The organism is Leucobacter musarum subsp. musarum (assembly GCF_001273845.1).
GTDB classification, from domain to species: Bacteria; Actinomycetota; Actinomycetes; order Actinomycetales; family Microbacteriaceae; genus Leucobacter; species Leucobacter musarum.
Genome location: NZ_JHBW01000067.1, coordinates 25,824 through 50,296, shown reverse-complemented (window position 1 = coordinate 50,296; position 24,473 = coordinate 25,824). Strand labels below are relative to the sequence as shown.

The window sequence follows — 24,473 nt, the reverse complement described above, 5'->3', positions numbered from 1 at the left end:
GTCTCGGGCACGGTCATCTACAAGCTCTTCAAGGGGCAGCGCTAAGCGCACGCCTGCTGTCGACGCTCGGGCCTCTCGCATGAATCCGTTCGCCGCGCTGCCCGGCGCGATCATCGACGCCGACCTGGGCGTTGCTCGGCACTACGGTGAGCCCCTCGTCGAGCAGCGTGCGCTCGACGAGGGAAAGGCGGTCGTCGATCTCTCGCACCACGGCATCGTCGTGGTGTCGGGTCAAGACCGCCTGAGCTGGTTGCACTCGATGACGAGTCAGCAGTTGCTCGGTCTGCCGCCGGGCGAGAGCACCGAGACGTTGCTGCTCGACGCCAACGGGCGCATCGAACGTGCGGCGCGGGTTATCGACGATGGCGAGCGCACCTGGTTGCTCGTCGACCAGGGCTCTGCAACACCGCTGACCGAGTTTCTTCAGCGCATGCGATTCGCGCTCCGCGTTGCCGTCGAAGACGTCAGCACATCGCATGCCGCGGCGCTCGCATTCGCGGGCGATGCTGCCGATGCGGTGCGTGCGCTCGAGCCCGAGGTCGAATGGAATGACCCCTGGGCGTCGGTGAGCCGTGGAGGCGTGCAGTACGCCCGATCTGACGCTCGGCATGCGGGCGCCGACTGGTCAGCCACTCACTTCGTCTTCCCTCGAGATCGCATCGATGCCGTGACGGCGCTGGTGCGCTCCGGCACCGTGCGCGCTGCGGGGTCACTCGCGCTCGACGCGCTCGAGGTGCGCGCCTGGCGCCCGTCGCAGGCCGGGGACGCCGATGAGCGGGCGATCCCGCACGAACTCGACTGGATGCGTACGGCGGTGCACCTTACGAAGGGCTGCTACCGCGGGCAAGAGACGGTCGCGAAAGTGCACAATCTCGGGCACCCGCCGCGTCGCCTCGCGCTGCTGCATCTCGACGGGCTGGCAGGGGAGCTGCCGGTCGCCGGCGCACTGGTGTTCGCGGGTGCCGGATCCGCGAACGATCCAGCGGCCCGGCCGGTCGGCCGCGTGACCCGTGCAGCGCTGCACTACGAGTGGGGCGGCATCGCGCTCGCGCTGCTGAAGCGTTCGGTCGCTGAAGACGCGATCCTCGAAGTCCGCAGCGGGCCGAACGGGAACGATGCGAGTGCGGCAGCGGAAGAGCCCATCGCGGCGACGCAAGAGACGATCGTGCCGCCCGAGGCCGGGGCGACGCGAGACATTCCCCGGTTGCAGCGGCTCTGACTGCGCAGCGGTGATCGTGCGCCCATAGACTGGGGCGTATGACGAATACGCTGATCCTGCTGCGTCACGGGCAGAGTGACTGGAACCAGAAGAACCTCTTCACCGGATGGGTCGATGTGCGACTCACCGACCAGGGCCGCACGGAGGCCGCACGGGCCGGCGAGCTGCTCGCCGAGGCCGGCTTGGTGCCCGACGTGCTGCACACCTCGGTGCTCAGCCGGGCGATTCAGACGGCTCATCTCGCACTCGAAACCGCTGACCGGCTCTGGGTGCCGGTGCGCCGCTCGTGGCGACTCAACGAGCGCCACTACGGGGCCCTGCAGGGGCTCGACAAGGCGGAGACGCTCGAGAAGTATGGCGAAGAGCAGTTCATGGAATGGCGACGCTCGTTCGACACCCCGCCCCCCGTGCTCGACGACTCGAGCGAGTGGTCGCAGGCGGGCGACCCCCGATACGCGCACATCGATGGTGAGCGCCCGCAGACCGAGTGCCTCGCTGATGTGATCGATCGCATGCTGCCCTACTGGGAGAGCGACATTCTCACCGACCTCCGCGCTGGCAACACGGTGCTCGTCACCGCGCACGGCAACTCGCTGCGCGCGCTCGTGAAGCACCTCGACGGCATTTCAGACGAAGACATCGCCGGCGTCAACATTCCGACGGGCATGCCGCTGGTCTACGAGATCAACGACGACGGCACGCCGACCGGCCCCGGCCGGTACCTCGATCCTGAGGCCGCTGCTGCCGGCGCCGCGGCCGTTGCCGCGCAGGGCAAAGGCCACTAGACGCAAACAGCCGAATCGGTGTCGATTTCTGCGCGAATGAACGACGATTTCGCGCAGAAATTGACACCGATTGCCGGCAGCGTCGGCATCCGGCGCCGGAATCTCACGATCGTGCGTTCAGGCACGAGTAAGGGCCCCTCCAGAGGAGGGGCCCTTACTCGTGTACCGCGAAGCGATGCGACGCGTGGAACTTAATCCTCGTCGTCGTCTTCCGCGTTGTACTTGCTGGCATATTCCGCCCAAGGATCTTCCTCGCGAACGCGCGATGCCTCAGCGGCCTCGGCCGCGGAGAGTTCTCGTTGCAGCGCAGAGTAGTTCGTATCCGGGCTGAAATACTTCAGCTCCCGGGCGACCTTGGTGTGCTTTGCCTTTTGACGGCCGCGCCCCATGCGTGACCCCCTTACACATTCGGGCCCCGCGGGATATGCTCCCCGAGGCAGATACCAGTTCATAGACGTATGGTGCAGATTCTAGCATGATGAGTCTGCTCACTACGCCGTGCGCGTTAGCATGAGGTCATGCTTTCGACGCGATCACGCCCCGTACGAATCGCGCTCATCGCGCTGCTGATCATTGCAGCGCTCGTGCTCGTCGCCGCGGCCGCAGTGGTCGCGCCGATCCTGCTGCATCGCAGTGCTGGCGGGTCAGGTCAGGCGGTGCCCGACACCATCGTGTCGGCGGTCACCGCCACCGGCGCCGACGACCGCACCCGCACGCTGACCGCGCAGAACGCCGACGGCGCGCCGGCCGCCCTCGATGCGCTTGAGCCTGGGCAGCAGTTGCAGATTGACGGCGGCGGTTTCGATGCAGGCATCGGCATATACGTTGCCATCTGCGCGATCCCGGCCACCGCTGATGAGAAACCGGGGCCGTGCCTGGGGGGAATCCCCGAGGGCGCCCAATCGGGTGATGCCGATCTCAGTCACCTGTCGAGTGCATGGGTGACGAACGATTGGGCGTGGAGCAACTTCGCCACGCACACGTTCACCGAAGACGGAGACTTCTCGGTCGAGCTCACCGTGCCGGAGCCAGAGATCGACGGCCTTGACTGCCGAGTGCAGCGTTGTGCGATCGCGACCCGGGCGGATCACACCGCATCGTCAGATCGCGTGCAAGACCTGCTGCTGCCCGTCGCGTATCGCGAGTGATCGACGGCGCCGCTCGGCGTCAGTGCGAGATCCCGGCCAGCGGAGAGATCACCAGCGTGGCAATCGTGTAGATGACGAGACCCGCGAGGGAGCCCACGAGGGTGCCATTGATGCGGATGAACTGCAGATCCTTGCCGACCTGCAGCTCGATCTTCTCCGCGGCCTCTTGCGCATCCCAGCGCTGCACCGTTTCGGTGATCACATTCGCAAGATCATGGCGATAGGTACGCACGAGGTGCTCCACCACCTCCATGACCCAGACATCGATCTTGTACTGCAGGGTTGCGTCCTCTTGCAGTTTGCGCCCGAAGTCTTGCGCGGCGCTGACCATACGCACGCGCAAGTCACTCTGCGGATCCTGCAGCATCTCGACGATCGCCGCTCGCGCCGTGCGCCAGGTGCTCGCCGCGAGCGCACGAATGCGCGGGCTGTCGAAGACTTCGCGCTTGAACGACTCCAACTGCTGCTGTAAGTGCTCCTGCTGCTGCAAGTCGCCGGCGAGGTCGGTGAGGAACCGGGCGATTGCGATGCGTGCGGGATGCTCGGGGTCGCGCGCCACGTTCTGCGCAAACTTCACGGATTCGGCATGCAGTCGATTATCGACGAAGCGATCGACGACGCTCGGCACCCATGACGGGAGGCGGGAAGAGATGACGCGGTCGAAGGCTGCGGGGTGGGCGATGAGCCATTCGGCGAGGCGATCCGCAGCGATGTCGAGCAGTGCGCCGTGATGGCCGCCCGCCACGAACGTCTCGGTTGCGCGGCCCAGCAACGGCCCCCATTCGGGTTCGACGACGTGTCGCCGCACGAGTACCTCGATCAGCTCCTGCACGTCGTCATCGTCGAGTACGGCAAGCGTGCCGAGACCAGCATTCGCCACCATCTCGCCGACCCGCTCTGCGCTGCGGCGATCCGACAGCCACTCGCCGGCCCGGCGTGCACCGCTGATTTCCGAAAGCTTGTTGTGCACGACCTCGTCGGCGAGGAAGTTCTCTTCGACGAACGAGCCCAGCCCCTCTCCGATGTCGTTCTTCTTCTGAGAGATGAGGTTGGTGTGCGGAATCTTGATGCCGAGGGGATGCCGGAACAGTGCGGTGACCGCGAACCAGTCGGCGAGAGCGCCGACCATGCCGCCCTCGCTCGCCGCGCGCACGAACCCCCAGGCCGGAAAGCGCGCCTGCAGCACGAACGAGATGACGAAGAGCACCGCCATCGCGATCAGCAGCGCCACCGCGATGGTCTGCATACGGCGGAGCTCGGCGAGGCGCTGGAAGTCGGCGTCGGAGACGGCGCCAAGAGTGCGGCGCGTGCGGGGCTGCGGCATCCCAGTATTATCCTCCTTTGCGCGAGGGCCTTCCACGGGGAAGCTGGGAACCCCGGAATGTCGCACCCCGCGTGGGATAATCGTGCCCATGCATTTGCTCACCGCGCTCAGCCTCAAAAACCGTGCACTGATCGCGCTCGTCACGATCGTTGCCGCCGTGTTCGGCTTGATCGGAGTCGGATCGCTCAAGCAGGAGCTGATGCCATCGGTGCAGTTCCCGACGATCGCGGTGGTCACGAGCTACCCGGGAGCCTCACCCGAGGTCGTCAACAAAGACGTCTCGGTGCCCATCGAAACCGCGCTGCGCGGCGTGCCCCAGCTCGAGTCGTCTTCGGCAACGTCGAGCACGGGCACCTCCACCGTGCTTGCACAGTTCACGTACGGGGTCGACCTCGCATCGACCGAGCAGAAAGTGGAGCGTGCGATCAGTCGGATCTCACAGATGCTCCCGGACGCAGCGGACACCCAGGTGGTCTCGGGCAGCATCGACGACTTCCCGATCATTCAGATCGCCGTCACGCCTGCCGAGGGCGAAACTCCAGAGTCGACAGCGGCACTGGCCGAGCGCACGGCGATTCCCGACCTCTCCGATATCGACGGCGTGCGCGACGCGCAGATCACCGGTGCGCGCACGGAGCGCATCACCATCGCGCCGAACTTCGAAGCACTCGCGGCTCAGGGGCTCAGCGCGCAGACCATCACCGACACCCTGCAGCAGAGCGGCGTGCTCATCGCGGCGGGATCGGTCACCGAGGGCGATCGCACGCTCGCGGTGCAAGCGGGTACCGAGCTGCACTCCGCCGATGAGATCGCCGCGCTGCCGCTCGCGGTGAGCGCCGAACAGCTCGCTGCGCAGCAGGCCGCGGCGCAAGCACCGGGGCTCGCGGATGACGCCGCTGCGGCGCCGGTTCCGGCCACCATCGGTGCGGTCGCGACGGTGTCGCTCGAGCCGGGGCCCGAGACGAGTATTTCGCGGGTGAACGGCGCCTCGGCGCTCACGATCGCCGTGACGAAGACGTCGGCGGCGAACACCGTCGATGTCTCGCACGCGGTGCAAGCCCAGCTCTCCGACCTCGAGGATCAGTTGGGCGGCGCCCAGTTGACCGTGATCTTCGATCAGGCGCCCTACGTGGAGCAGTCGATCGAGACGCTCACGACCGAAGGTCTGCTCGGTCTCGTCTTCGCCGTGCTCGTCATTCTGGTCTTCCTGATGTCGATTCGCGCAACGCTGGTGACGGCAATCTCGATTCCGACTTCTGTGCTGCTCACCTTTGTCGGGTTGAACTTCGCCGACTACACGCTCAACCTGCTCACGCTGGGCGCGCTCACCATTTCCATCGGTCGCGTCGTCGACGACTCGATCGTGGTGATCGAGAACATCAAACGGCACCTCACGGATGGCGGAGACCGGGCGCAGGTCATCATTGCCGCAGTGCGAGAGGTCGCCGGTGCGATCACCGCGTCGACGATTACCACAGTCGCGGTCTTCCTGCCTATGGCCTTCGTGGGCGGCATGGTCGGCGAACTCTTCCGCCCCTTCGCCTTCACCGTCACCATCGCCCTCATCGCATCGCTGCTCGTCTCGCTCACGATCGTGCCGGTGCTGGCCCACTGGTTCTTGCGCACCGGGCCCGCGCGACGTCGAGACGGCTTCATCACGGCCGGCAGCGGCGAAGACGCGAAGTACCAGGCCGGCGCCGAAATCGATGCGCACCCGACGCGCCTGCAGCGCTGGTATCGACCGATCATCGAATGGACGCTGCACAGTCCGTTGAAGACGCTCGCCATCGCGCTCGCAATCTTCATCGGCACGCTCGGCCTGGCGGTGACACCGCTGCTCAAGACGAACTTCATCGGCTCCGATGAACAGAATTCTGTCGGGCTCGTGCAGAATCTTGCTCCGGGAACGAGCCTCGACACGCAGTTGGCGCAGGCCGAGAAAGTGGAGCAGGCACTCGACCCCATCAGCTCGATCGAGAGCGTGCAGGTGACCATCGGCAGCGCCGGCGGGGCCGCGGCGTTGTTCGGAGGCGGCGGAGACGGTGCGGTGAACTACTCCATCACCACGAACGCCGACGCGAACCAGGCGCAGGCCCAAGACGACATTCGCGCCGCCGTCGACGCTCTCGACGACGCCGGAACATTCTCCATCAGTCAGTCGGGCGGAGGCGTGACCGGGTCGAGCGCGATCGAGGTCAATGTCACCGCTCCCGACCAGGATTCGCTCGCACAGGCAAGCGATGCCGTGGTTCAAGCACTGTCAGACATCTCGGCACTGCAGCAGGTGGAGAGCGATCTCGGTGTTTCACGCCAGTACCTTGCCGTCACGGTGGATCGCACGCTCGCCGCCCAGGCAGGCCTGACCGAGGCGGGAGTCGCCGGGCAGGTCGCGCAGCAGATGCACCCCGCGCAGGTCGGCCAGATCACGATCGATGCCAACACCGTTGCGGTCTACCTGGCGAACGGCGTTGCGCCGACCGACGTGGCGGGGGTCTCCGCCTTGACGATTCAAACCGCCAACGGCCCCCAGGCGCTGAGCAGCCTCGCAACCGTTCAGGTCGCCGACGGCCCGGTCACCGTGCGCACCCAGGACGGTGCCCGATCGGTGACGGTCTCCGCGCTGCCCCAGGCCGACGATCTCGGCTCCGCCGGTGCGCAGGTGAGCGCCGCACTCGAGAGCATCGAACTGCCGCAGGGGGCGAAAGCCGAGGTCGGGGGAGTGCTCTCGCAGCAGTCCGATGCCTTCCAGCAGCTCGGCCTGGCGCTGCTGGCCGCGATTTTGATCGTGTATGTCGTCATGGTGGCGACATTCCGCAGCCTGCTGCAGCCGCTGCTGTTGCTGATCTCGGTGCCATTCGCCGCGACCGGCACGATTCTTCTGCTGATCGCCACCGGCATCCCGCTCGGGGTGGCATCGCTCATTGGCGTGCTCATGCTCGTCGGCATCGTCGTCACGAATGCGATCGTGCTCATTGATCTCGTGAACCAATACCGCGTGCGCGGTGATACACTGCGCGACGCCGTGCTGCACGGCTCACTGCAACGTCTGCGGCCCATCGTGATGACCGCCCTGGCGACCATTCTCGCGCTCACGCCGATGGCGCTGGGAATCACCGGCAAGGGCGGGTTCATCTCGCAGCCCCTCGCTGTCGTCGTGATCGGTGGTCTGCTGTCGTCGACGGTACTGACGCTCGTGGTGCTCCCCACGCTCTACTACCTCGTTGAACGGCGTCGAGAGACCGGGCCTCGGCGACGGAGCGCCAATGCTGCGCCGGATCCGCGCGACCCGACCGGTCCGCTCGCCGTCGCGACCGGAGACGCGGCGTCGGCACCGCAGCCGCGCCGTCGACGCGGTACGTTCGGGCGCACCGGTGCCAGCGCTGCGGGTGCTGACGCTGGTGCTGGAGCGATGGGCTTGGGAGTCGGCGCCGCCAGCGGATTGGGCGACGCGGGGCATCCCGCCCACGGGGTGCCCGAGGCGTCACCCGAGAGCCAGATGTCCGCCGCTTTCGGTCAGCCGGTGACGGCGGCTCCGCCGATGTCAGCGCCTCTGCCGGCGCCCGGGCCTGAGCCGGAGGTCGCTTCCGACACCGTGATTGCTCCTGCCCCGACGACCGCACCCGTCACAATCGAACCGGCATCGGTGAACACCGAGGCCGCCGACGATTCCGTGCGCACCGATCACGTCGGGGCCGCCGCTCCCATCGCATCTTCTGCGCCATCCGGATGGGAACTGCTCGCACCCGATCACGTCGTCGACGTGGAGCCGACACAAGGCGTCGAGCTCGATCCCGAACCGCACGAGTTCGGTCGTGTTCCCGAAAACGGTCACGAAGCGATGGGGCCGTCGACGCAGCAGATGTCGATGGATCTCTCTGATCTCGGGTTCACCGGCACGGATAACCCACTGAGCGATCTGGTGCGCGAGCCCGACGGCGCTGACGCTGACGACGACGCACCGATTCGGGCTGCCGGTGTCCACGGGGTGCCCGATGCGCCGACGCAGATCGATCCGGAACCGTGGACCGCACCAGAAACCTGGCTCGCTCCAGAGCCAGCCCTCGCCCAGAGCATTGTGCCGAATCCCGAGGATGACGCCGTGGGCGACTCGCAGTCTGACAACGTTGAGACTCCAGTCGAGCCCGAGCCAGAGCCCGAGCCGGAGCCCGAACTGACGGAGCCGGTTGAGTCGGTCGCCCCGTTGTTCGCGCACTCCGACATCGACGCTGCGACGACGCCGCTCGTGCTGCCGCAGCCCGAAGCTGCCGCAGAGACGCAGGAGCCCGCTCCGCCGGTGACCGGCGAGCTCGACTGGGAGCAGCTCATGTGGCAGGCGACGCAGGAGGTCGACGAGGCGGCCGGTCATGCTGCAGATCCGGGTGCGACCGAACACACACGGACCGACGATCCCCAACCGACTGACTCCACCGAGGAACGCTGAGATGGCGCAGAAGAAGCGCGGCGGATTCAAACCACCCGCCAACTACGACCCGAATCGAGGGCGCAAGCGGTCAGGCGGTGCGCCGGGGCGGCGCGGTGCGTCGGAGCCGCAGGATCCGTCGGCGCCGCGAGGCGGGCGGGAGCAGTCGGCCGACGCTGCGCGACGCGATTCACGGGGCGGCGGGGCTCGGACCGAGTCTCGCGCCGGCGGTGCGGTGCAAGGTCGTCGTTCGATGCCTCGCGCTGACGCGGGCCGGCGCGACAACTCGCGCGAGACTTCGCGGGGCGACGCCAGTGGCAGCACCAGAGGCGGCGCCCGGGTGTATGCCTTCGATGGCGAAGGATCGGCGAAGCGGGCGACGCCTCGCGCATCTTCCGGGGCGGCCCCTGCTGTGGCGAGCGAGGCTCCGGAGCGACTCGATGCTCAACTGACGACCGCTGCAGAGGCCGCAGCGCTGTCGTTCAGTGATCTCGGACTCGGCGGCAATCTGATTCGCGTGCTTGGCGAACTGGGGGCGAAGAGCCCGTTCCCCATCCAAGCGGCCACCATTCCCGACACCATTGCCGGGCGCGATGTGCTGGGCCGAGCCCGCACGGGTTCGGGGAAGACGATTGCATTCGGTGCTGCAATCGTGGAACGTCTGCTGCGCCTTAAAGCCGAAGGGGCGTTCTCGACGGATCCGGCGCCTGCAAAGCACCGGGTGCAGCGCGGCGTGCGCGCCCCGAAGGGGCAGGTGCGCACACCCAAAGCGTTGATCCTCGCACCAACTCGCGAGCTCGCTTTGCAGATCGATCGCACCGTGCAGCCGTTGGCTCGCTCGGTCGGCTTCTACACTGCACAGATGGTGGGAGGCATGCCGATCGAGCCGCAACTGCACGCGCTCGAGCGCGGGGTGGACATCGTCATCGGTACCCCGGGTCGGGTGCTCGATCTGGTGCAGCGCCGTCGACTCGACCTGCGCGACGTGCGAGTGTCGGTCATCGACGAGGCCGACCACATGTGTGACCTGGGGTTCCTCGAGCCCGTGCAACAGGTGCTTCGCCACACGGTGCGCGATGGGCAGCGGTTGCTCTTCTCGGCAACGCTCGATGCATCAGTGTCGACCCTCGTGTCAGAGTTTCTCAGCAACCCCTCCGTGCGTGAAGCGGAGGAAGCCGCGGCAATGCCGGTGGATCATCGCGTCTTTGTCGTGTCTCGTGAACACCAGGACGAGGTGGTGGCCGAGCTCGTCAGGCGACGCGGGCGCATCATGGTGTTCACCCGCACCCGCGAGTACGCAGCACGACTTACCGAGACGCTCACCGAAGCCGGAGTGCGCGCGGTCGAGCTTCACGGCAATCTCAGCCAAGCGCGGCGGGAGCGAAACCTTGAGAAGTTCGCAACGGGCAAGGCGGCGGTGCTTGTGGCGACCGACGTCGCCGCCCGGGGTCTGCACATCGACGATGTCGACCTCGTCGTGCAGGCGGACGCCCCGATCGATTTCAAGATCTACCTCCATCGATCCGGCCGCACGGGTCGCGCCGGAAAAGCGGGCCAGGTCGTCGTACTGGTTCCGCGAGCGCGACAGCAGCGCCTGCGCGACCTCCTCGATGATGCCGGCATCAGCCCCAGCTTCTTCGGGGACATCGAGCCCGGGTTCGCAAAGCGGTTCTGACGACACTCCTCGTGGGAGGGTTCTGATAGTCGCAGGGCTGAGTATTTAGAGCTTTCGTACAACTCGACTGGGGTGCGTTGTCGGTGCACATTGTGCACGAGCGGGGGACTGCTTGGCGCCGTCGTGGCGCTTCTCTACGCTGGCCTGACGAGGGTGCGCGGCCGCCGCGGCCGGCTCCCGAACGTCATCTCGAAGGAGAACCGATGGCCGACACCACCCCGTCGTCACAGCCCCGCATCGATGTCGACGTCGTCAGCGACGCCCTGCTCGGCACCTGGAAGGCCGAACGCCTCGCCTCGCGTGCGTTGGCGAGCGATCCCCGACTGCACACCATTCCCGGCCAGTCGATGGATGCGCACCGTGAGCGCGCCCTCGAGCAGATGGACATTCTCGTCGAGGCCGGAGCGATTCAGCGCGCGTTCCCGACGGCGCTTGGCGGCAGCGACAACCACGGCGGCAACATCGCCGCGTTCCAGGAGCTCGTGCTCGCCGACCCGTCGCTCCAGATCAAGAGCGGGGTGCAGTGGGGGCTCTTCGGCGCTGCGATTCTGCACCTGGGCACCGCGAAGCACCACGAGCAGTGGTTGCCCGACGTGATGAGTCTGGCGCTGCCCGGCGCATTCGCGATGACGGAGATCGGCCACGGATCAGATGTCGCCTCGATCGGCACTACGGCGACCTATGACGCTGATACTGAAGAGTTCGAGATCCACACGCCGTTCCGTGGCGCGTGGAAGGACTACCTGGGCAACGCTGCGCTGCACGGTCGCGCCGCGGTCGTCTTCGCACAGCTCATCACCCGCGGGGTGAACCATGGCGTGCACGCGTTCTTCGTGCCGATTCGCACCGCAGGCGGCGAGATGATGCCGGGAGTCGGCAGCGAAGACGATGGTGTGAAGGGCGGGTTGAACGGCATCGACAATGGCCGTCTGCACTTCTCGCACGTTCGCGTACCGCGCGAGAACCTGCTGAATCGATACGGCGATGTCGCTGCCGATGGCACGTACTCGTCGGCGATCGAGAGCCCCGGGCGTCGCTTCTTCACGATGATCGGCACGCTGGTGCAGGGTCGTGTCTCGCTCGACGGCTCGGCGGTGCGTGCCATGCAAGCCGCGCTCGGCATCGCGATTCGATACGGCAGCGAGCGTCGTCAGTTCCCCGGTGCCTCCGGGCGCGAAACAGTGCTGCTCGACTACGGTCAGCATCAGCGTCGCCTGCTGCCGCGTCTTGCGCAGACCTACGCCATGACGTTCGCCGATGAGCGCCTGTTGACCGTGTTCGACGAGGTCTTTTCGGGGGCCAAAGACACGGACGAGAACCGTGAAGATCTCGAGACGCTTGCCGCAGCGTTCAAGCCGCTGTCGACATGGGCGGCGCTCGATACGTTGCAGGAGGCCCGCGAGGCCTGCGGCGGCTCGGGGTTCATCGCTAAGAACCGCCTCGTCGGGTTGCGGGCAGATCTCGACATTTACGTGACCTTCGAGGGCGACAACAACGTGCTGCTGCAGCTCGTGGGCAAGCGTCTGCTCACGGATTACGCGGCCCAGTTCAAGAATGCGGACCGCGCGACGTTGGCAAAGGCTGCTGCGACGCAGCTGGGGGATCGCGTCAGCCGCTTCGGGCTGCGCCAGGTCGGGCAGAGCATCGCCGACCTCGGCCAGGTGGCGCGCTCGGTCGAGAGCATGCGCACCCCCGAAGCCCAGCGTGAGCTGCTCGCCGACCGTGTGCAGACGATGGTTGCCGAGATCGCGCTCGCACTGCGCGACGCGACGAAGGGTATTGCGAAGAGCGACAAGCGCGCTCGGGCGATCGCCAACGAAGAGGTGTTCAACGCCCAGCAGCACAAGCTGATCGAGGCCGCTCGCGCGCACGGCGAGTTGCTGCAGTGGGAGGCCTTCACGGAGGCGCTCGACAAGATCGCGGACCCCGGTTCGCGCCAGGTGCTTACCTGGTTGCGCGACCTCTTCGGTCTCGGGCTCATCGAGCAGCACGCGGCGTGGTATCTCATCGCCGGGCGTATCTCGGCGCACCGTGCCGAGTCGGTGACCGCGTACATCGACCGGCTCATCGGCCGCTTGCGCCCCCACGCGCTCGACCTCATCGAGCCGTTCGGGTTGACGCCCGAACTGTTGCGCGCTGAAATCGCCACGGGTATCGAAGCCGAGCGGCAAGAGGAGGCGCACGCCTACGTCGAGGCACAGCGGGCTGCGGGCACCTGGCCAATTCACGAGAAAGAGCTGCGCAAACAGCAACAGGAGGATCAGCGTGCCGGTGTGCAGTCGGCGGTGGCTCCCGAGGCGGTGGCCGCTGCGGCTCGTTAGGGTGGAGTCATGACCGAGACGCTGCGAGAACTGTATCCGCCGATCGAACCGTACGCGCAGGGAATGCTCGCGGTCGGTGACGGCCACGAGATCTACTGGGAGACTTGCGGCAACCCCGACGGGAAGCCCGTCGTGTTCTTGCACGGCGGCCCCGGCGGTGGGTGCTCACCCGACCACCGCCGGTACTTCGACCCGAAGCGCTATCGCATCGTGCTCTTCGATCAGCGCGGGTGTGGGCGCAGCGTTCCGCACGCGAGTGCCCCCGACGCCGACCTCTCGACGAACACGACGTGGCATCTCGTCGCCGATATCGAACGTCTGCGGGAGTCCCTCGGCATTGATCGCTGGCAGGTTTTCGGTGGCTCGTGGGGGTCGACTCTTTCGCTCGCGTACGCGCAGACGCACGCCGATCGGGTGACCGAGCTCGTGCTGCGCGGCATTTTCACGCTGCGCCAGAGCGAGATCCACTGGTTCTACCAGGAGGGCGCCTCAAACCTCTTCCCGGATGTCTGGGAAGAGTACCTGTCGGTGATCCCCGAGGCGGAGCGCGGTGAGCTCGTGGCCGCCTATCACCGCCGTCTCTTTGACGCAGACCCCGAGGTGCACGTGCCCGCCGGAGTGGCTTGGACCGTCTGGGAGAACTCGACGATCCGTCTGATTCCCGATACCGAGAGCATCGCTGCAGCGCGTGCCGATGAGGCTGCCGCCGTCGCCTTCGCGCGCATCGAGAACCACTACTTCAGCAACGACGGGTGGATGGAAGACGGGCAGTTGATCCGGGATGCGGCTACGAAGCTCACCGGTATTCCCGGGGTGATCGTGCAAGGGCGATACGACGCGTGCACGCCGCCGCAGACCGCGTGGGATCTGCATCGCGCCTGGCCCGAAGCGCACTTCGAGATGATCCCCGATGCCGGCCACGCAGCCAGCGAGCCCGGCATCGTCGACGCCCTGGTGCGCGCGACCGACCGATTCGCCGACGCGTAGCTCCGGTGGTACCGGGCGGGGAGCCTGCGACGATAGTCTCGAAGCATGCTGCACGCCACCATCCGCCAGATTGAACTGGTTCAGGCCGAAGTCACGGGCGAGGGCCTGCCCGAGGTGCAGGAGAAGCTCGCGGCCGCTCGGCCTGAGGGTTTCGATCTCATCCTGGCGCCGGTGGCGATGCTGAAAGGGCAGACTGCGATCTCGGCCGTCGGTACCTATGCTCGTCGCGACGGGCTGCGTGAAATCGAAGCGGAGACGCTGGATCAGCTGCGTGCGCAGGTGCCCGACGGGTGGCAGCTGCTCAACGTGCGTCGAGACTGACCTCGGTAGGACCGCGCGAACGAGGCGGCGCGTACGGTGAATTCTCAGTACAATCTGGATCAACGGATGCGTTGCGGGCTCGCTGATCGCGCGCGCTCCACCGCCCCACTGACGGACAGGAACCGCCGTGACGTTCAATGACAACGTTGGGAATCGGCTCCGATCCCTTACGCTGTGGTGACTCCGGCCTCCGCAGTCCGCACAGAGTCCGCAGAATTCGCCAGAGCTTCGCGGACCAGCACCCCGACCGCGGCCCGCGTCTTGTCCTCCGCCGTCGGCCACAGGTGGCTGTAGGTGTTGAGCGTGGTCGTCGCCTTCGAATGACCGAGCGCCTGCTGTACCGTCACGACGTCGCAACCGTTCGCGATCAACCCTGACGCGTAGAAGTGCCGCAGATCGTGCAGCCGCACACCATCGACGCCGGCAGCGTCACGCGCTTTCTTCCACTGATACGCCAGCATGCCCCGCGACGGCGGCAAGCCGGCCTTCCCCATGAACAGATAGCGCTCGCCGCCGAAGGTGCCGACGTCGGCGAGATGCTCGTTGATGATCTGCAGCAGCTCGTCGGCCGCGAAGACGATTCGCTCTGACCCGTACTTCGGCGCGACGACCTCGAGCGATCCTTTTTCGATACCGGGGCGCATCTGTCGTGCGACGGTGATCTGACGACGCAGGAAATCGACGTCTGAGAGCCGCAGCGCGGCCGCCTCGCCGAGCCGCAGGCCCGCGAACGCGCAGAGGGCCACGAGCGCCCTGAAATGGCTGTCAGCGCCCGAGAGGAGCGCGCCGACTTGCTGCGCTGTCGGGATCTCCATCGCGTGCTCGCTTCGACGAGCGCGGGGGAGTGCGACGCGCTCTGTCGGGTCGATCGCAAGGTAGCGATCGCGCACCGCAGACTTCAGCACCGCACGCACGTTGTTAAGCCTGGTGCGGATCGTTCCGGGTGCGAGCTCGTCGTCATCCATCTTCTTGACCCAGCCCTCGACGTGCGACCGCCGGAGCCGGCGCAACTCCGTGCCCTTGAACGAGCACGTCGAGACAGAGAGCTCCATCGACTTCGTCGTGCCAGGCGCCCAGATCTGACGCGCCGACCACTCCGCGAAGTATCGCTCGAGCGTCACCTTGCCCGCCGACGGATCGACGTACTGGCCCGTCAACTGCGACGCCGTGACCTCATCGAGCCACCGCTGCGCATCGCGCTTCGTCTCAAAATGACGTGCGTGCTCGCGACCAGCATCATCGCGGAACCGTGCACGCCACTTCCCGCTCGGCTGACGTTTAACGCTCGCCATTATGTTCCCGAGCCGATTCGCGATCCGAGAGCGCTCGTAGGCGCTCGCCGTACGGCCCGGCGAGCAAATGACTCATCCATCGGTTGACGGCCTCGCCCTCTGCAACGCCGGGGTCCTTCGGATAGGCCAGCTTCACCGCACTCTCCGGGGACCAACCGAGCACCAGATCGATCGCCTCATCGTTGAATGGCAAACTTTCGTTCGTTTCGTCCTCGAGATAGCTCAACAACGAAGCGAGCTCGTACTGCGCATCTTGTAGCTCTCGCGCCGCGTCGAAGAGGTCTTCGTGTGCGTCGTATGCGCGCTGCCACGCCCGTTTCGCCTCGCCGACTCCAGGGTCTGCAGTGAGCTCCTGCAAATCGCGTAGCTGCAGAACTTCGACCAGGTCGAGGGCCTCAGCAAGTTTCACGGACCGATTGCCCTGCTCAATCATCCCGACTGTCTGATGCTGCCACTTCCAGCCACGCGCCGACATTGCGTCGGCGAGTTCTCTCTGGGTCAGATCACCGCGAAGCCGGCGGACGTTGTGTGCGATTCGTTCTTCAAGGGTCACGCAACCGAGTTTACGGCTTTTTGTTGATAGGTGTTGAGAAATCTTGAATGCGTTGGTAATGTGCTCGGTGTTCATGAAAATCATGAACGATTCAAGATAAACCAGATTGGGGCAACGTGGTGACTACAGCAGAGCCTGAGCAGCTGCTCTCCGTCGAGGAAGCGTCAGAGCGCCTGAGGAAGACGCCGGCGCAGCTTCGATGGATGATCCATAACGGCAGTGCGCCTCTGTCGGCGAAAATCGGCGGTCGGCGCATGTTCCGATCGTCCGATATCGACGCTTACATCGAAGCCGCGTTCGCCGCGGCCGCAGCGGAGCGCGGTGATACTGCGAAGGGCACGTCATGGCGCATTCGATAGACGCAAAAACCCTCGACGCGAAGCACCGCGCCGAGGGCAACGACCAAATCACCTTGGAAGGAAACCAGTCATGAATATCATCGCAGACACCCCCGACACCCGCGAAGCCTTCGCGAAATGGCTCGCCGAAATGCGCGATCTCGCGAACACCGTCGGCGCGCCGATCACGAGCCTTGACGATCCGCGAGTCACTGACGCAGCGAGAGAGCAGCTCAACGAATGGCAGCGCGGTTTCGTCGAGGGGGAAAACGGTCTCGAGATCGATCAGTCGCTCGCCGGACTGCTCGGCGAGTCCTACTTCAACAGCGAATTCGTGACGAAGCCGGAGCCGCCCTTGCCGACCCCTCCATGGGCTCGTTCCAAGTGGGCTGCGGTGCGGGGCGAACTTTCAGGGTCGCCGGCGGCTCTCACACTTACTGCTGAATCGCCAGAGTGCCGTTCAGCAGGCGTCTCAGGCACCGTGACTCAACGGTTCGCGATTGATTTGGAGAGCGGCAAGATGACGGTCGACCCACCCGGCTTCTTCGTCTACGGCGGCGTGGAAGCGTTCGAGATTGAGCTCGAAGAAGCTCTCGCAACTCGGGCCGTGCTTGAGAGGCTCACGGGCCGCTACATCAGCGCTCACCAGGCGGTGCAGACGGTGATCAACCACGAGGCCGGTCAGACGGTGATCTCGTGACCACCCACCCGACGCTCCTACCCGACGAGCCAGAGAGACGCTCGCGCCCCGATACGTCGCTCGCGGCACTCCACACCATCGGCAGACGACGGGCGAAGCTGCACGCCGCAATCATGCACCAGCTGCGCGTGCGCGGACCCCTCACCGACGAGCAGCTCGTCGACGCCTACCTCAACGCCGGCAACCCACCGCGCTCGCCGCAGAACCTCAGAACAGCCCGCAGCGAGCTCGCGCGCGCCGGATGGATCAGGGACACCGGCAAGAGGTCCACCACGGCGCTCGGCAATTCTGCACGGCTCTGGGAGGTCGTGCCGGAGCACAAGACAGCACCTTGGCCCGCGACGCCTTCGAGCTGATCCGATGGGCGCGGGAAGTGCGAGGGCTCAAGGCACCGCAGAAGTGCGTTCTGATGGTGCTCGCGAGTTACGCCGACAAGAAGGGCGAATGCTGGCCGAGTCTCGCCGCGCTCACCGACGACACCGGACTGGGGCGATCGACGCTCTGCCGAGCGCTCGACACTCTCGAAGCGGGCGACCTGATCGAACGCGAAGCCCGGTACCGACGCGAAGGCAACGGCGGCAGAACCTCGACGCTCTACCGAATCAGGACTTGAGTCCCGCTCTGAGACTCAACTTTGTGGATAACCCTCACGGGTTCAGTCCCGCTCCGGGACTTTACCTAATCCCAGAGCGGGACGGGGTTGAGTCCCGCTCCGGTGGGGTTAAGTCCCGGAGCGGGACGGGCAAGAGGAACAGCCACTGAACAACCAGTTCTTTAACTACCAACGCGCGTGCGCGCGCACCCCTGAATCGATCCCTGTGGATAACTCCAACACGAAGGAAACCCGATGACGAACCCGACCCCGAACCTCGCCGACGACACCGTTCTACCGACGACCGCCCGCCGCTACACCGACGGAGCGAGCATCATCACCGTGACGGACTCCGCCGCGGACCTCGGTCCCACCTGGGCGCCGGTCGACGACGCCCCCGCGAAGCCTAAGCGTGCGCCGCGGAAGTCAGCGCCCGCGCCGGCCACGAAACCGGCAACGAAGCGAGGCAAGCGACCCGCAGCGGAGCAGACACCGCCGGCACCAGAGACACCGCCCGTGGATGAGGCGGAGCACGAGTCGGAGCACGAGCTCGAGCAGGAGCTGCAGCACACCGCAGCACCCAACGCCGAGTGGACAGCGGGGGAGCTCATCGCGTTCGCCGACGAACACGAGATCGATCTGCGCGGAGCCACGAAGCAGCCCGAAATCCTCACCATCATCGACGAGCACCTCGAGGAAGACGACGACGAATGAGCCTCCCCGACGAATACCGCTGCACCGACGCCGAAGCCGAAGAATACATTGCAGCCCGCGCCAAAGACCGGCGGCGAGCGCGACGTGTGATCGATCGCATCGTCGGCGATCGCATCGCCCGCGACCGCGCAGCCCGCGCCGTGCCGTCGTTGGCGCACCTGCGCGGCAATTGGCAGCGCATCGATAACGAGACCGGCACGTCAAGAGAGCGGCACCCATCTGCACAGCGACCGGAGGATGGCGACTCTTGAGCTCGCCCGAGTCGTCTCGCGAGCACTCGGCACCGCGCGACGACGACACCCCAGGGCGGGCCGAGTACTTCGGCTCGCCCATGAAGCCGGCGGCAGCAGTCGCGTGGAACCTCCTGGGTGAAGCGCTCGACCGCGCGACGCCGCTCTGCGCCGGTAACGACAAGTTCATCGCCGACACCCTCACCCCAGACGATCGAGACGCGCTCGCCGCAGTCTGCGAGCTCTGCCCGATCCGCCACCCGTGCGCAGCCTATGCCGCGGCCGCTAAACCCACGGGCGCATTCTGGCCCACCATCACTACCCGACCCACCACAACGGAGGACCCCGTGACGAACCCCGCCGAAACCGCTCAGCCCTCAGCCGAAACGACCGCCCCCACCGGTGACTACGTTCCATCAGCCGAGTTTCAGAAGGTCGTCGAAGAACGCGACGAGATCCGTCGAGAGCGCGACGAGCTGCGCCAGGAGCTCGTGCGCGTCCACACCGCCGAGCCGGGACCGGTATCTGCCGACGCAAAGCTGCTCACCGAAGCCCGCCGCGACATCATGCAGCTCGCCCTCAACCGATACCCCGCACCGAACGGTCAACTGCTCCACCCGCTCGCCGTCACGGACGCCTTTCCCAACCCATCGGAGTACTTCACCAACGTGGGACGCCTCGACCACGAACGACTCCGCGAACGGATCACCGAACTCGCCAAGAGCAAGCCCTACATGTTCAGGCCGGCCCGCTCCCGAGAGCTGCGCCAGGCCACGGCGTGAGCCTCAACGCAGCCGATAGACCCGCCTGGTTCGCCAGCTACCTCTCGTTCGTCCCACTGCTCGTAAGCAGCCTGCACGAGCAGCTCCACAGCTCCCGCAACCACGAGCTCACCGAACGAGTAACCGGCACCAAGACCCGCACCACCACCCCGATGGCAGTCGACCGTCTCGACGATCTCGACAACCTCTGGTCAGTGCTCTGGGCGCTCGTCGACGACGTCGCCGAACGAACCAACAGCACACCGCCCACCTGCCGAAGCCGGCAACACCTCACCCACGAAGCCGGCCTCGAAGTCGTCCGCGGCTACAAGAGCATCGATCCCCGCAGCATCACCGCCGACACCACCGCGGTGCTCGCATGGCTGAGATCACGAGCATGGCCCATCGCACTCAACCCTCACTACCGCGAGCCTCTCGACGAGCTCGCAACCCTCATCGACCGACTCCGATCCAGAGCACAACTCACCAACGCTCAAAAGGCCGGCCTCTGCCGGATCTGCGGGCAGCGCACCGTCATCCCCATCAACACCGAACAACACCGCGGCTGGATCTGCACCCACTGCGAGAACCAAACCTGAAAGCGAGACCCATGAGCACCGACTTCGCGGCGAACGACGACAGCATCATCGACGCCACCACCGACACCCCCAACGCAGCAACACCGGCACCTACCCCTACCGAGCAGGAACCAGCCGAACCCGCCAGCGCGAACCGAGAAGCCGCGAAGTACCGCCGGCAACTCCGCACCGCAGAGCAGGAACGCGACACCGCCACGACCGAACGCGACACCGCCCGCCTCGAACTGCTCCACACGAAGATCCCCGGCCTCAACCTCGAACCCAGACTCAAGCTCCACCCCGACGCGATCGCTCAAGCTTTCAATACCGCAGCAGGCTTCTACACCCCCGACGGACACCTCGACGCCACCGCGGTGACCAACCACCTCGAGCAGCTCCGCGACACCGCACCATACATGTTCGAATCAGCACACCCCGCACCCCGACTCATCATCGAAAGCGAAGCAGGCACCTCCACCCACGCCGGCAACCCAGCACGCTCATTCGCTCAAGGCTTCAACGTGAAACGCGACCGCGACTGAACGCCACGAAATCCACCGGTGTACGATAAGCACGCGCGCTCGCCGCAGACCCCAGAGGGGCCGGCGCAGCGCCACGGAAGCCGCAGCGCGGCATCCCGGTAGGCCCGAGGTCACCGGCGGATCACACTCTCGTTGGTGGCCCGTTCTCGCGCCACCGGAAAGGCCATCTACCATGGCAACCACAACCACTTCCACCACGGCGACCGCCTGGTCGCCCGACATCGTCGCCTTCCCCGCCACCGACGCCGCACCCGAGGCGCTCATTCTGCAGGCGGCAACCGTCGCCGGGTCGATCGAGGGTGACGCTCCTGCGGTGCGCGTCCCGTTCATCGACGATGCGGAGGCATCCTTCACGGCCGAAGGTGCGGAGATCTCCGAGTCTGATCCGGAGCTCGATGAGGTCGTCGTGCACACCGGGAAGATCACGCAACTGGTCAAGCTCTCGCGCGAGCAGGCTGAGCAGGTGAACACGCCCGATCTGATCTCGCAGAGCGTCACCCGTGCGATCACGCGGAAGGCAAATCAGGCGTTTCTCACCCAGCCCGCGCCGACGTCGCCCGCAGTTACTCCGCCTGCCGGCATCCTGAATCACGCAGAGATCCCGGTGATGGAGCCCACTGCCCCGATCACGAACCTGGATCTTCTGGTCGACCTGATCTCGGTCATCGAGCAGAACGGTGGCGCAGCCTCGCACATCGTGCTCAACCCGATGAGCTGGGCCCGTCTGCGGAAGCTCAAGACACGCACCGACTCGAACGAGAGCTTGCTCGGTGCGGGAGCGAGCGACGCAGCGCGACAGCTGCTCAACCTGCCGGTGCTCATCGACCGATCGATGCCCCACAACCAGGGGCTCATCCTCGATAAGAACGCGATCGCCGCCGCAGTCGGTGAGGTCAAGACCGCTCTCAGCGAGCACGTCTACTTCAAGAGCGACAGCGTCGCGATGCGCTGCACCTGGCGAATCGGCTGGAACCTTGTGCGACCCAACCGACTCGGCAAGTTCCTGCTCGAACCCGACACCCCCTGACCTGATCAAAGTGCTGGGTGCGGGCCTCTGATGCCCGCACCCAGCACGGATAGGCTGAAACCGTGACCAGCGACCGTAAGTACTTCCGCCTCATCGATGGGCGAACGGATGAAGTACGAGCAGTGTTCTGCACCGATGGTGCGATCGAGTACCGCTACGACGCCGACCGCGACACCTGGTCGCTACTGCGAGGCAGCACGATCGGGCTCAGCTACCAGGGCGGCGACCCGCTGCTCGAACGTGTTTCGTTCTCAGAGACCGGCGCGACGTCCGAACCCATCTGATTGCACCAGTAGCGCCATCCGCCCCCGTAGCTCAGTGGATAGAGCAGCGGCTTTCTAATCCGCCGGTCGGGAGTTCGAATCTCTCCGGGGGCACCACTCATCCGCACTCCGATGTGCACCGCTCTTGTCGGTAGGGGGTACACCCCTCGGCGCGGCTCTCCGGCCCTCCCGGTGCATAGGGCCGTTCTCTCCCCAGCTTTTTCCACCACGCCCCAGCAGTCCGCACTCAGTCCGCAGATAGTCCGCAAAACGAACGCGACAGAACTAAACTCGACAACAACGAACCGTTGAAAATCGGCATGAAATCAACGTAGACGAGTATGGGCAACAACAGACGGGAATCCCTGTGACGTTCAATGACAATGTGAGCATCGATAATTCGAAGGTTCGGAAGCGCAGCGGTGCCGCGAAGGGCGGCATGATCGCCGGCGGCGGCATCGGTATCGCACTGCTGCTTGCGATCGGCTCGCAACTGCTCGGGTTCGACCTCACGCAGTTCGCTCCGGCGGTGCAGCAGGTAGCGGGTGCAAGCACGACCTCCTCCGAAGCTGAGGAGGTGCTCGCGTCATGCAAGAACGGAACCGACGCAAATACCGACGACGAGTGCCGCATGGCCGCCACTGCCGACTCGCTTGATCGCTACTGGGCGACGCAGGTCGGCAACTACCGTGCTCCGGGCCCGGTGGTGCTCTTCAGTGGTCAGACGCAGTCGCCGTGCGGCACCGCGTCGTCGGCGACCGGGCCGTTCTACTGCCCCGGTGATGAGACGATCTACGTCGATGTGGCGTTCTTCGACACGCTGAGCAAGGACTACGGGGCGTCAGACGGTTCGCTCGCGCAGATGTACGTGCTCGCGCACGAGTGGGGCCACCACATCTCGAATTTGATCGGCTCGCTGCAGGGCGCCGGTCGAGAGACCGGCGCGTCGTCAGGTTCGGTGCGACTTGAGTTGCAGGCCGATTGCTTCGCGGGCGCCTGGGTACAGAACGCGTCGAACGTGACAGACGACAATGGGGTCTCGTTCTTGAAGCCCGTCACGCAGCTCCAGATCGCCGACGCGATGAGTGCGGCGGAAGCCGTGGGAGATGACCACATCATGGAATCCGCCGGGGTGCAGGTGAACCCCGAGCGCTTCTCGCACGGAACGTCGGAGCAGCGCCAGCGCTGGTTCATGACGGGCTACGAGAACGGCCCGACCGCCTGTGGCACCTTCGACGTGAGCGCGTCGCAGTTGTAAGCGCGGCAGCCCCGGGCTTCTCGCATGGGGCACCCGCGCCCGGTCGGGTCAGCGACGCTTACGTCGTTTGGCTTGCCGGGCTTCCGCTTTTTTGCGCTCGGCCTTATCTTTGGCCGCCTGCAATTGCGCACCCCGAGAATTCGGCTTGAGCTTCGGAGCCTGCTTCTTCGGCTGCGCCTGCACGCGCGGCGTGCGGCGCGTCTGCTCGGCCTCGGCTTGTGCAGACTCGCGGGAGCTGTTGGCGGTGCGACCGCGCAAGATGCCGGCGAGGTGCTGCACGGTGTCGTCGTCGCGCTCGGTGCTCCAGACGGCCCACACCACCGGGCCGTCGAGTGGGGTGTCGCCGGGTTCGGGGCGCACGGGGAGCACCACGTGCTCACGCTTGGAGACGAGGTGGCGAGCGAGTGGAATGGGCAGCAGGATCGCGCCCGCCCCGGTCGCGACGAGTGCGAGGGCCGCCCGAGGGTGCTTCGGCATCCACTCCGGGTTCTCCCACGCTGCCGCTGCGGGCCAGGAGGCGTGGTGGTCGGGGTGGTCGAGGAGCGTGACGAACTGCATCTCGGCGAGGCTGACCGACTCTTGCTTCGCGAGTTCGTGATCGACGGGCACCACCAGGGCCATCGACTCGGCGTACAACCGGATCGCGTGCCGCGTCTGCGGGGCGCCATCGGGGCCCGTGCCAGTTGAGGCGCCGGCGGGGCGGCCGTCGGGGGCCGTGCGCTCGATGAGCACGTCGCAGGCCTCGGCCGTGGCACGGGTGTCGGCATTGCGTGCGTCGAGGCCCGACCCGAAGGCGACCTCGAGCGGTACGAGTTCAAGCTTGCGCCCCGGCGTCGCCGCCTTCCAGCGTCGTGCCCATTTGCTCGGCGCGATGCCGCGGGCGAAGCCGAGCCTGATCGGGGTCGGAGCGCCGAGGGGAGCGCCGGCGTCTGCCGAGAGCGCAGTTGCGCCGGATGCGGGGTCGATCGTCGTGTCGCTCACAGCGCCACCTCTCCAAAAATCTCGTGCGTGTAGGGCAGGCGGGCTGCCGAGAGGGCGATGCGATACTCGCCCGTGCGTGCGGCGCGCGCCGTGAGCTCAGCCTGTGACACCGCGGCCGCGGTGCCGGCCCGGGCCGCTCCGGTGAGCCGAATGGGAGTACCCTCTTCGGCGTAATGGGGCAGGGCGAGTTCTGCATGCCCCTGCGGAGGATTGCCGCTCGCCGGAATCACACGCCACCAGGGCACGGCGTGACCATAGAGAGCCATCACCCGGCCCACGGCGCGCGGAGCCGAAGACCCGATCGCGATGCCGACGTCGCCGTACGTCATGACGCGACCCGCGGGGATGCGCGTCACGACGTCGAGCACGGCTTCGACGAATTCAGCGGACGGCATGCGACCAGACTACGCGGTGCCGCCGACACTCGGACTCGTCAGACCGCCC

Annotated in this window: 26 protein-coding genes and 1 tRNA gene; 21 read left to right on the top strand and 6 right to left on the bottom strand. The window is 66.1% G+C overall.

Annotated elements, in window-relative coordinates; all coding sequences use genetic code 11:
• The first annotated feature begins 79 nt into the window (after positions 1-79).
• Together ygfZ and CH42_RS05620 are read left to right on the top strand one after the other, a co-directional pair.
• A complete protein-coding gene (gene ygfZ, locus CH42_RS05625) occupies positions 80-1,219 on the top strand; it encodes a CAF17-like 4Fe-4S cluster assembly/insertion protein YgfZ (protein ID WP_053352245.1) in 1,140 nt (379 codons plus the stop codon).
• A gap of 38 nt (positions 1,220-1,257) precedes the next feature.
• Entirely contained in the window at positions 1,258-2,004 is a 747-nt protein-coding gene (locus tag CH42_RS05620) for a phosphoglyceromutase (RefSeq protein WP_053352244.1), read from the top strand.
• A gap of 191 nt (positions 2,005-2,195) precedes the next feature.
• Here the strand turns inward: CH42_RS05620 and CH42_RS05615 are convergent, their stop codons facing one another.
• Positions 2,196-2,393, bottom strand: coding sequence for a DUF3073 domain-containing protein (locus CH42_RS05615; protein ID WP_053352243.1), 198 nt, complete (start codon positions 2,391-2,393; stop codon positions 2,196-2,198).
• A 129-nt stretch (positions 2,394-2,522) separates the two neighbouring features.
• On the opposite strand from CH42_RS05615, the gene CH42_RS05610 reads away from it, so the two are divergent.
• Complete coding sequence (locus CH42_RS05610) at positions 2,523-3,152, top strand: hypothetical protein (protein ID WP_053352242.1); 630 nt, start codon at positions 2,523-2,525, stop codon at positions 3,150-3,152.
• Between the two features lie 19 nt (positions 3,153-3,171).
• Here CH42_RS05610 and CH42_RS05605 read toward each other — a convergent pair whose 3' ends face one another.
• Positions 3,172-4,476: a DUF445 domain-containing protein gene (locus CH42_RS05605; protein ID WP_053352241.1), complete on the bottom strand. Its 1,305-nt coding sequence runs from the start codon at positions 4,474-4,476 to the stop codon at positions 3,172-3,174.
• Between the two features lie 88 nt (positions 4,477-4,564).
• Between CH42_RS05605 and CH42_RS05600 the strand changes: the two genes are divergently transcribed.
• From CH42_RS05600 to CH42_RS05580, 5 genes are all read left to right on the top strand, one after another.
• Positions 4,565-8,917 carry an efflux RND transporter permease subunit gene (locus CH42_RS05600; protein ID WP_053352240.1) on the top strand — a complete coding sequence of 1,451 codons (4,353 nt, stop codon included), beginning with the start codon at positions 4,565-4,567 and terminating at the stop codon, positions 8,915-8,917.
• Between the two features lies 1 nt (position 8,918).
• Positions 8,919-10,571 (top strand): DEAD/DEAH box helicase, encoded by a 1,653-nt coding sequence (locus CH42_RS05595; RefSeq protein ID WP_053352239.1) that lies wholly within the window; start codon positions 8,919-8,921, stop codon positions 10,569-10,571.
• 203 nt (positions 10,572-10,774) lie between these two features.
• Positions 10,775-12,892: an acyl-CoA dehydrogenase family protein gene (locus CH42_RS05590; RefSeq protein WP_053352238.1), complete on the top strand. Its 2,118-nt coding sequence runs from the start codon at positions 10,775-10,777 to the stop codon at positions 12,890-12,892.
• Between the two features lie 9 nt (positions 12,893-12,901).
• Entirely contained in the window at positions 12,902-13,879 is a 978-nt protein-coding gene (gene pip / locus CH42_RS05585) for a prolyl aminopeptidase (protein ID WP_204374529.1), read from the top strand.
• Between the two features lie 45 nt (positions 13,880-13,924).
• Positions 13,925-14,200 (top strand): hypothetical protein, encoded by a 276-nt coding sequence (locus tag CH42_RS05580; protein WP_053352237.1) that lies wholly within the window; start codon positions 13,925-13,927, stop codon positions 14,198-14,200.
• Between the two features lie 167 nt (positions 14,201-14,367).
• Here the strand turns inward: CH42_RS05580 and CH42_RS05575 are convergent, their stop codons facing one another.
• Together CH42_RS05575 and CH42_RS05570 are read right to left on the bottom strand one after the other, a co-directional pair.
• Entirely contained in the window at positions 14,368-15,492 is a 1,125-nt protein-coding gene (locus CH42_RS05575) for a tyrosine-type recombinase/integrase (protein ID WP_053352236.1), read from the bottom strand.
• A complete protein-coding gene (locus tag CH42_RS05570; protein ID WP_156322476.1) occupies positions 15,479-16,129 on the bottom strand; it encodes a helix-turn-helix domain-containing protein in 651 nt (216 codons plus the stop codon). Before CH42_RS05570 ends, CH42_RS05575 begins: the two co-directional genes overlap by 14 nt.
• Positions 16,130-16,164: 35 nt before the next feature.
• On the opposite strand from CH42_RS05570, the gene CH42_RS05565 reads away from it, so the two are divergent.
• From CH42_RS05565 to ypfJ, 13 genes are all read left to right on the top strand, one after another.
• Positions 16,165-16,404: a helix-turn-helix domain-containing protein gene (locus CH42_RS05565; RefSeq protein ID WP_239683958.1), complete on the top strand. Its 240-nt coding sequence runs from the start codon at positions 16,165-16,167 to the stop codon at positions 16,402-16,404.
• Positions 16,405-16,474: 70 nt separating this feature from the next.
• Positions 16,475-17,083 carry a hypothetical protein gene (locus CH42_RS05560; RefSeq protein WP_053352233.1) on the top strand — a complete coding sequence of 203 codons (609 nt, stop codon included), beginning with the start codon at positions 16,475-16,477 and terminating at the stop codon, positions 17,081-17,083.
• On the top strand, positions 17,080-17,439 hold the full coding sequence (locus CH42_RS16560) for a hypothetical protein (RefSeq protein ID WP_053352232.1): 360 nt from the start codon (positions 17,080-17,082) through the stop codon (positions 17,437-17,439). The genes CH42_RS05560 and CH42_RS16560 overlap by 4 nt, the downstream gene beginning before the upstream one ends.
• Positions 17,325-17,696 carry a helix-turn-helix domain-containing protein gene (locus CH42_RS17020; RefSeq protein ID WP_082309308.1) on the top strand — a complete coding sequence of 124 codons (372 nt, stop codon included), beginning with the start codon at positions 17,325-17,327 and terminating at the stop codon, positions 17,694-17,696. Before CH42_RS16560 ends, CH42_RS17020 begins: the two co-directional genes overlap by 115 nt.
• A 234-nt stretch (positions 17,697-17,930) precedes the next feature.
• Positions 17,931-18,389 carry a hypothetical protein gene (locus CH42_RS05545; RefSeq protein WP_053352230.1) on the top strand — a complete coding sequence of 153 codons (459 nt, stop codon included), beginning with the start codon at positions 17,931-17,933 and terminating at the stop codon, positions 18,387-18,389.
• Positions 18,386-18,640: a hypothetical protein gene (locus CH42_RS05540; protein WP_053352229.1), complete on the top strand. Its 255-nt coding sequence runs from the start codon at positions 18,386-18,388 to the stop codon at positions 18,638-18,640. Before CH42_RS05545 ends, CH42_RS05540 begins: the two co-directional genes overlap by 4 nt.
• Positions 18,637-19,401, top strand: coding sequence for a hypothetical protein (locus CH42_RS05535; RefSeq protein ID WP_053352228.1), 765 nt, complete (start codon positions 18,637-18,639; stop codon positions 19,399-19,401). The genes CH42_RS05540 and CH42_RS05535 overlap by 4 nt, the downstream gene beginning before the upstream one ends.
• Positions 19,398-19,979 carry a hypothetical protein gene (locus tag CH42_RS05530; protein ID WP_053352227.1) on the top strand — a complete coding sequence of 194 codons (582 nt, stop codon included), beginning with the start codon at positions 19,398-19,400 and terminating at the stop codon, positions 19,977-19,979. The genes CH42_RS05535 and CH42_RS05530 overlap by 4 nt, the downstream gene beginning before the upstream one ends.
• Before the next feature lie 11 nt (positions 19,980-19,990).
• Positions 19,991-20,500, top strand: a complete 510-nt coding sequence (locus CH42_RS05525; RefSeq protein WP_053352226.1) for a hypothetical protein — start codon at positions 19,991-19,993, stop codon at positions 20,498-20,500.
• A gap of 172 nt (positions 20,501-20,672) precedes the next feature.
• Positions 20,673-21,527 (top strand): phage major capsid protein, encoded by an 855-nt coding sequence (locus tag CH42_RS05520; protein WP_053352225.1) that lies wholly within the window; start codon positions 20,673-20,675, stop codon positions 21,525-21,527.
• 62 nt (positions 21,528-21,589) lie between these two features.
• On the top strand, positions 21,590-21,811 hold the full coding sequence (locus CH42_RS05515; RefSeq protein WP_053352224.1) for a hypothetical protein: 222 nt from the start codon (positions 21,590-21,592) through the stop codon (positions 21,809-21,811).
• Positions 21,812-21,831: 20 nt separating this feature from the next.
• A tRNA-Arg gene (locus tag CH42_RS05510) sits at positions 21,832-21,907 on the top strand.
• Positions 21,908-22,157: 250 nt separating this feature from the next.
• Positions 22,158-23,048: a KPN_02809 family neutral zinc metallopeptidase gene (gene ypfJ, locus CH42_RS05505; protein ID WP_053352223.1), complete on the top strand. Its 891-nt coding sequence runs from the start codon at positions 22,158-22,160 to the stop codon at positions 23,046-23,048.
• A gap of 48 nt (positions 23,049-23,096) precedes the next feature.
• Here the strand turns inward: ypfJ and CH42_RS05500 are convergent, their stop codons facing one another.
• Both CH42_RS05500 and CH42_RS05495 read right to left on the bottom strand, forming a co-directional pair.
• Positions 23,097-24,029: a LysR substrate-binding domain-containing protein gene (locus CH42_RS05500; RefSeq protein WP_053352222.1), complete on the bottom strand. Its 933-nt coding sequence runs from the start codon at positions 24,027-24,029 to the stop codon at positions 23,097-23,099.
• On the bottom strand, positions 24,026-24,424 hold the full coding sequence (locus CH42_RS05495; RefSeq protein WP_053352221.1) for an MGMT family protein: 399 nt from the start codon (positions 24,422-24,424) through the stop codon (positions 24,026-24,028). Before CH42_RS05495 ends, CH42_RS05500 begins: the two co-directional genes overlap by 4 nt.
• Between the last annotated feature and the right edge of the window lie 49 nt (positions 24,425-24,473).

Bases quoted from the DNA above. Each gene is read 5' to 3' on its own strand.
- ygfZ (WP_053352245.1), top strand. From the start codon at position 80: ATGAATCCGTTCGCCGCGCTGCCCGGCGCGATCATCGACGCCGACCTG.
- CH42_RS05580 (WP_053352237.1), top strand. From the start codon at position 13,925: ATGCTGCACGCCACCATCCGCCAGATTGAACTGGTTCAGGCCGAAGTC.
- CH42_RS05605 (WP_053352241.1), bottom strand. From the start codon at position 4,476: ATGCCGCAGCCCCGCACGCGCCGCACTCTTGGCGCCGTCTCCGACGCC.
- CH42_RS05575 (WP_053352236.1), bottom strand. From the start codon at position 15,492: ATGGCGAGCGTTAAACGTCAGCCGAGCGGGAAGTGGCGTGCACGGTTC.
- CH42_RS05610 (WP_053352242.1), top strand. From the start codon at position 2,523: ATGCTTTCGACGCGATCACGCCCCGTACGAATCGCGCTCATCGCGCTG.
- CH42_RS05560 (WP_053352233.1), top strand. From the start codon at position 16,475: ATGAATATCATCGCAGACACCCCCGACACCCGCGAAGCCTTCGCGAAA.
- CH42_RS05570 (WP_156322476.1), bottom strand. From the start codon at position 16,129: ATGATTTTCATGAACACCGAGCACATTACCAACGCATTCAAGATTTCT.
- CH42_RS05600 (WP_053352240.1), top strand. From the start codon at position 4,565: ATGCATTTGCTCACCGCGCTCAGCCTCAAAAACCGTGCACTGATCGCG.
- CH42_RS05495 (WP_053352221.1), bottom strand. From the start codon at position 24,424: ATGCCGTCCGCTGAATTCGTCGAAGCCGTGCTCGACGTCGTGACGCGC.
- CH42_RS05595 (WP_053352239.1), top strand. From the start codon at position 8,919: ATGGCGCAGAAGAAGCGCGGCGGATTCAAACCACCCGCCAACTACGAC.
- CH42_RS05590 (WP_053352238.1), top strand. From the start codon at position 10,775: ATGGCCGACACCACCCCGTCGTCACAGCCCCGCATCGATGTCGACGTC.
- CH42_RS05525 (WP_053352226.1), top strand. From the start codon at position 19,991: ATGAGCACCGACTTCGCGGCGAACGACGACAGCATCATCGACGCCACC.
- CH42_RS05545 (WP_053352230.1), top strand. From the start codon at position 17,931: ATGACGAACCCGACCCCGAACCTCGCCGACGACACCGTTCTACCGACG.
- CH42_RS17020 (WP_082309308.1), top strand. From the start codon at position 17,325: ATGGATCAGGGACACCGGCAAGAGGTCCACCACGGCGCTCGGCAATTC.
- CH42_RS05620 (WP_053352244.1), top strand. From the start codon at position 1,258: ATGACGAATACGCTGATCCTGCTGCGTCACGGGCAGAGTGACTGGAAC.
- CH42_RS05520 (WP_053352225.1), top strand. From the start codon at position 20,673: ATGGCAACCACAACCACTTCCACCACGGCGACCGCCTGGTCGCCCGAC.
- CH42_RS05540 (WP_053352229.1), top strand. From the start codon at position 18,386: ATGAGCCTCCCCGACGAATACCGCTGCACCGACGCCGAAGCCGAAGAA.
- CH42_RS05615 (WP_053352243.1), bottom strand. From the start codon at position 2,393: ATGGGGCGCGGCCGTCAAAAGGCAAAGCACACCAAGGTCGCCCGGGAG.
- pip (WP_204374529.1), top strand. From the start codon at position 12,902: ATGACCGAGACGCTGCGAGAACTGTATCCGCCGATCGAACCGTACGCG.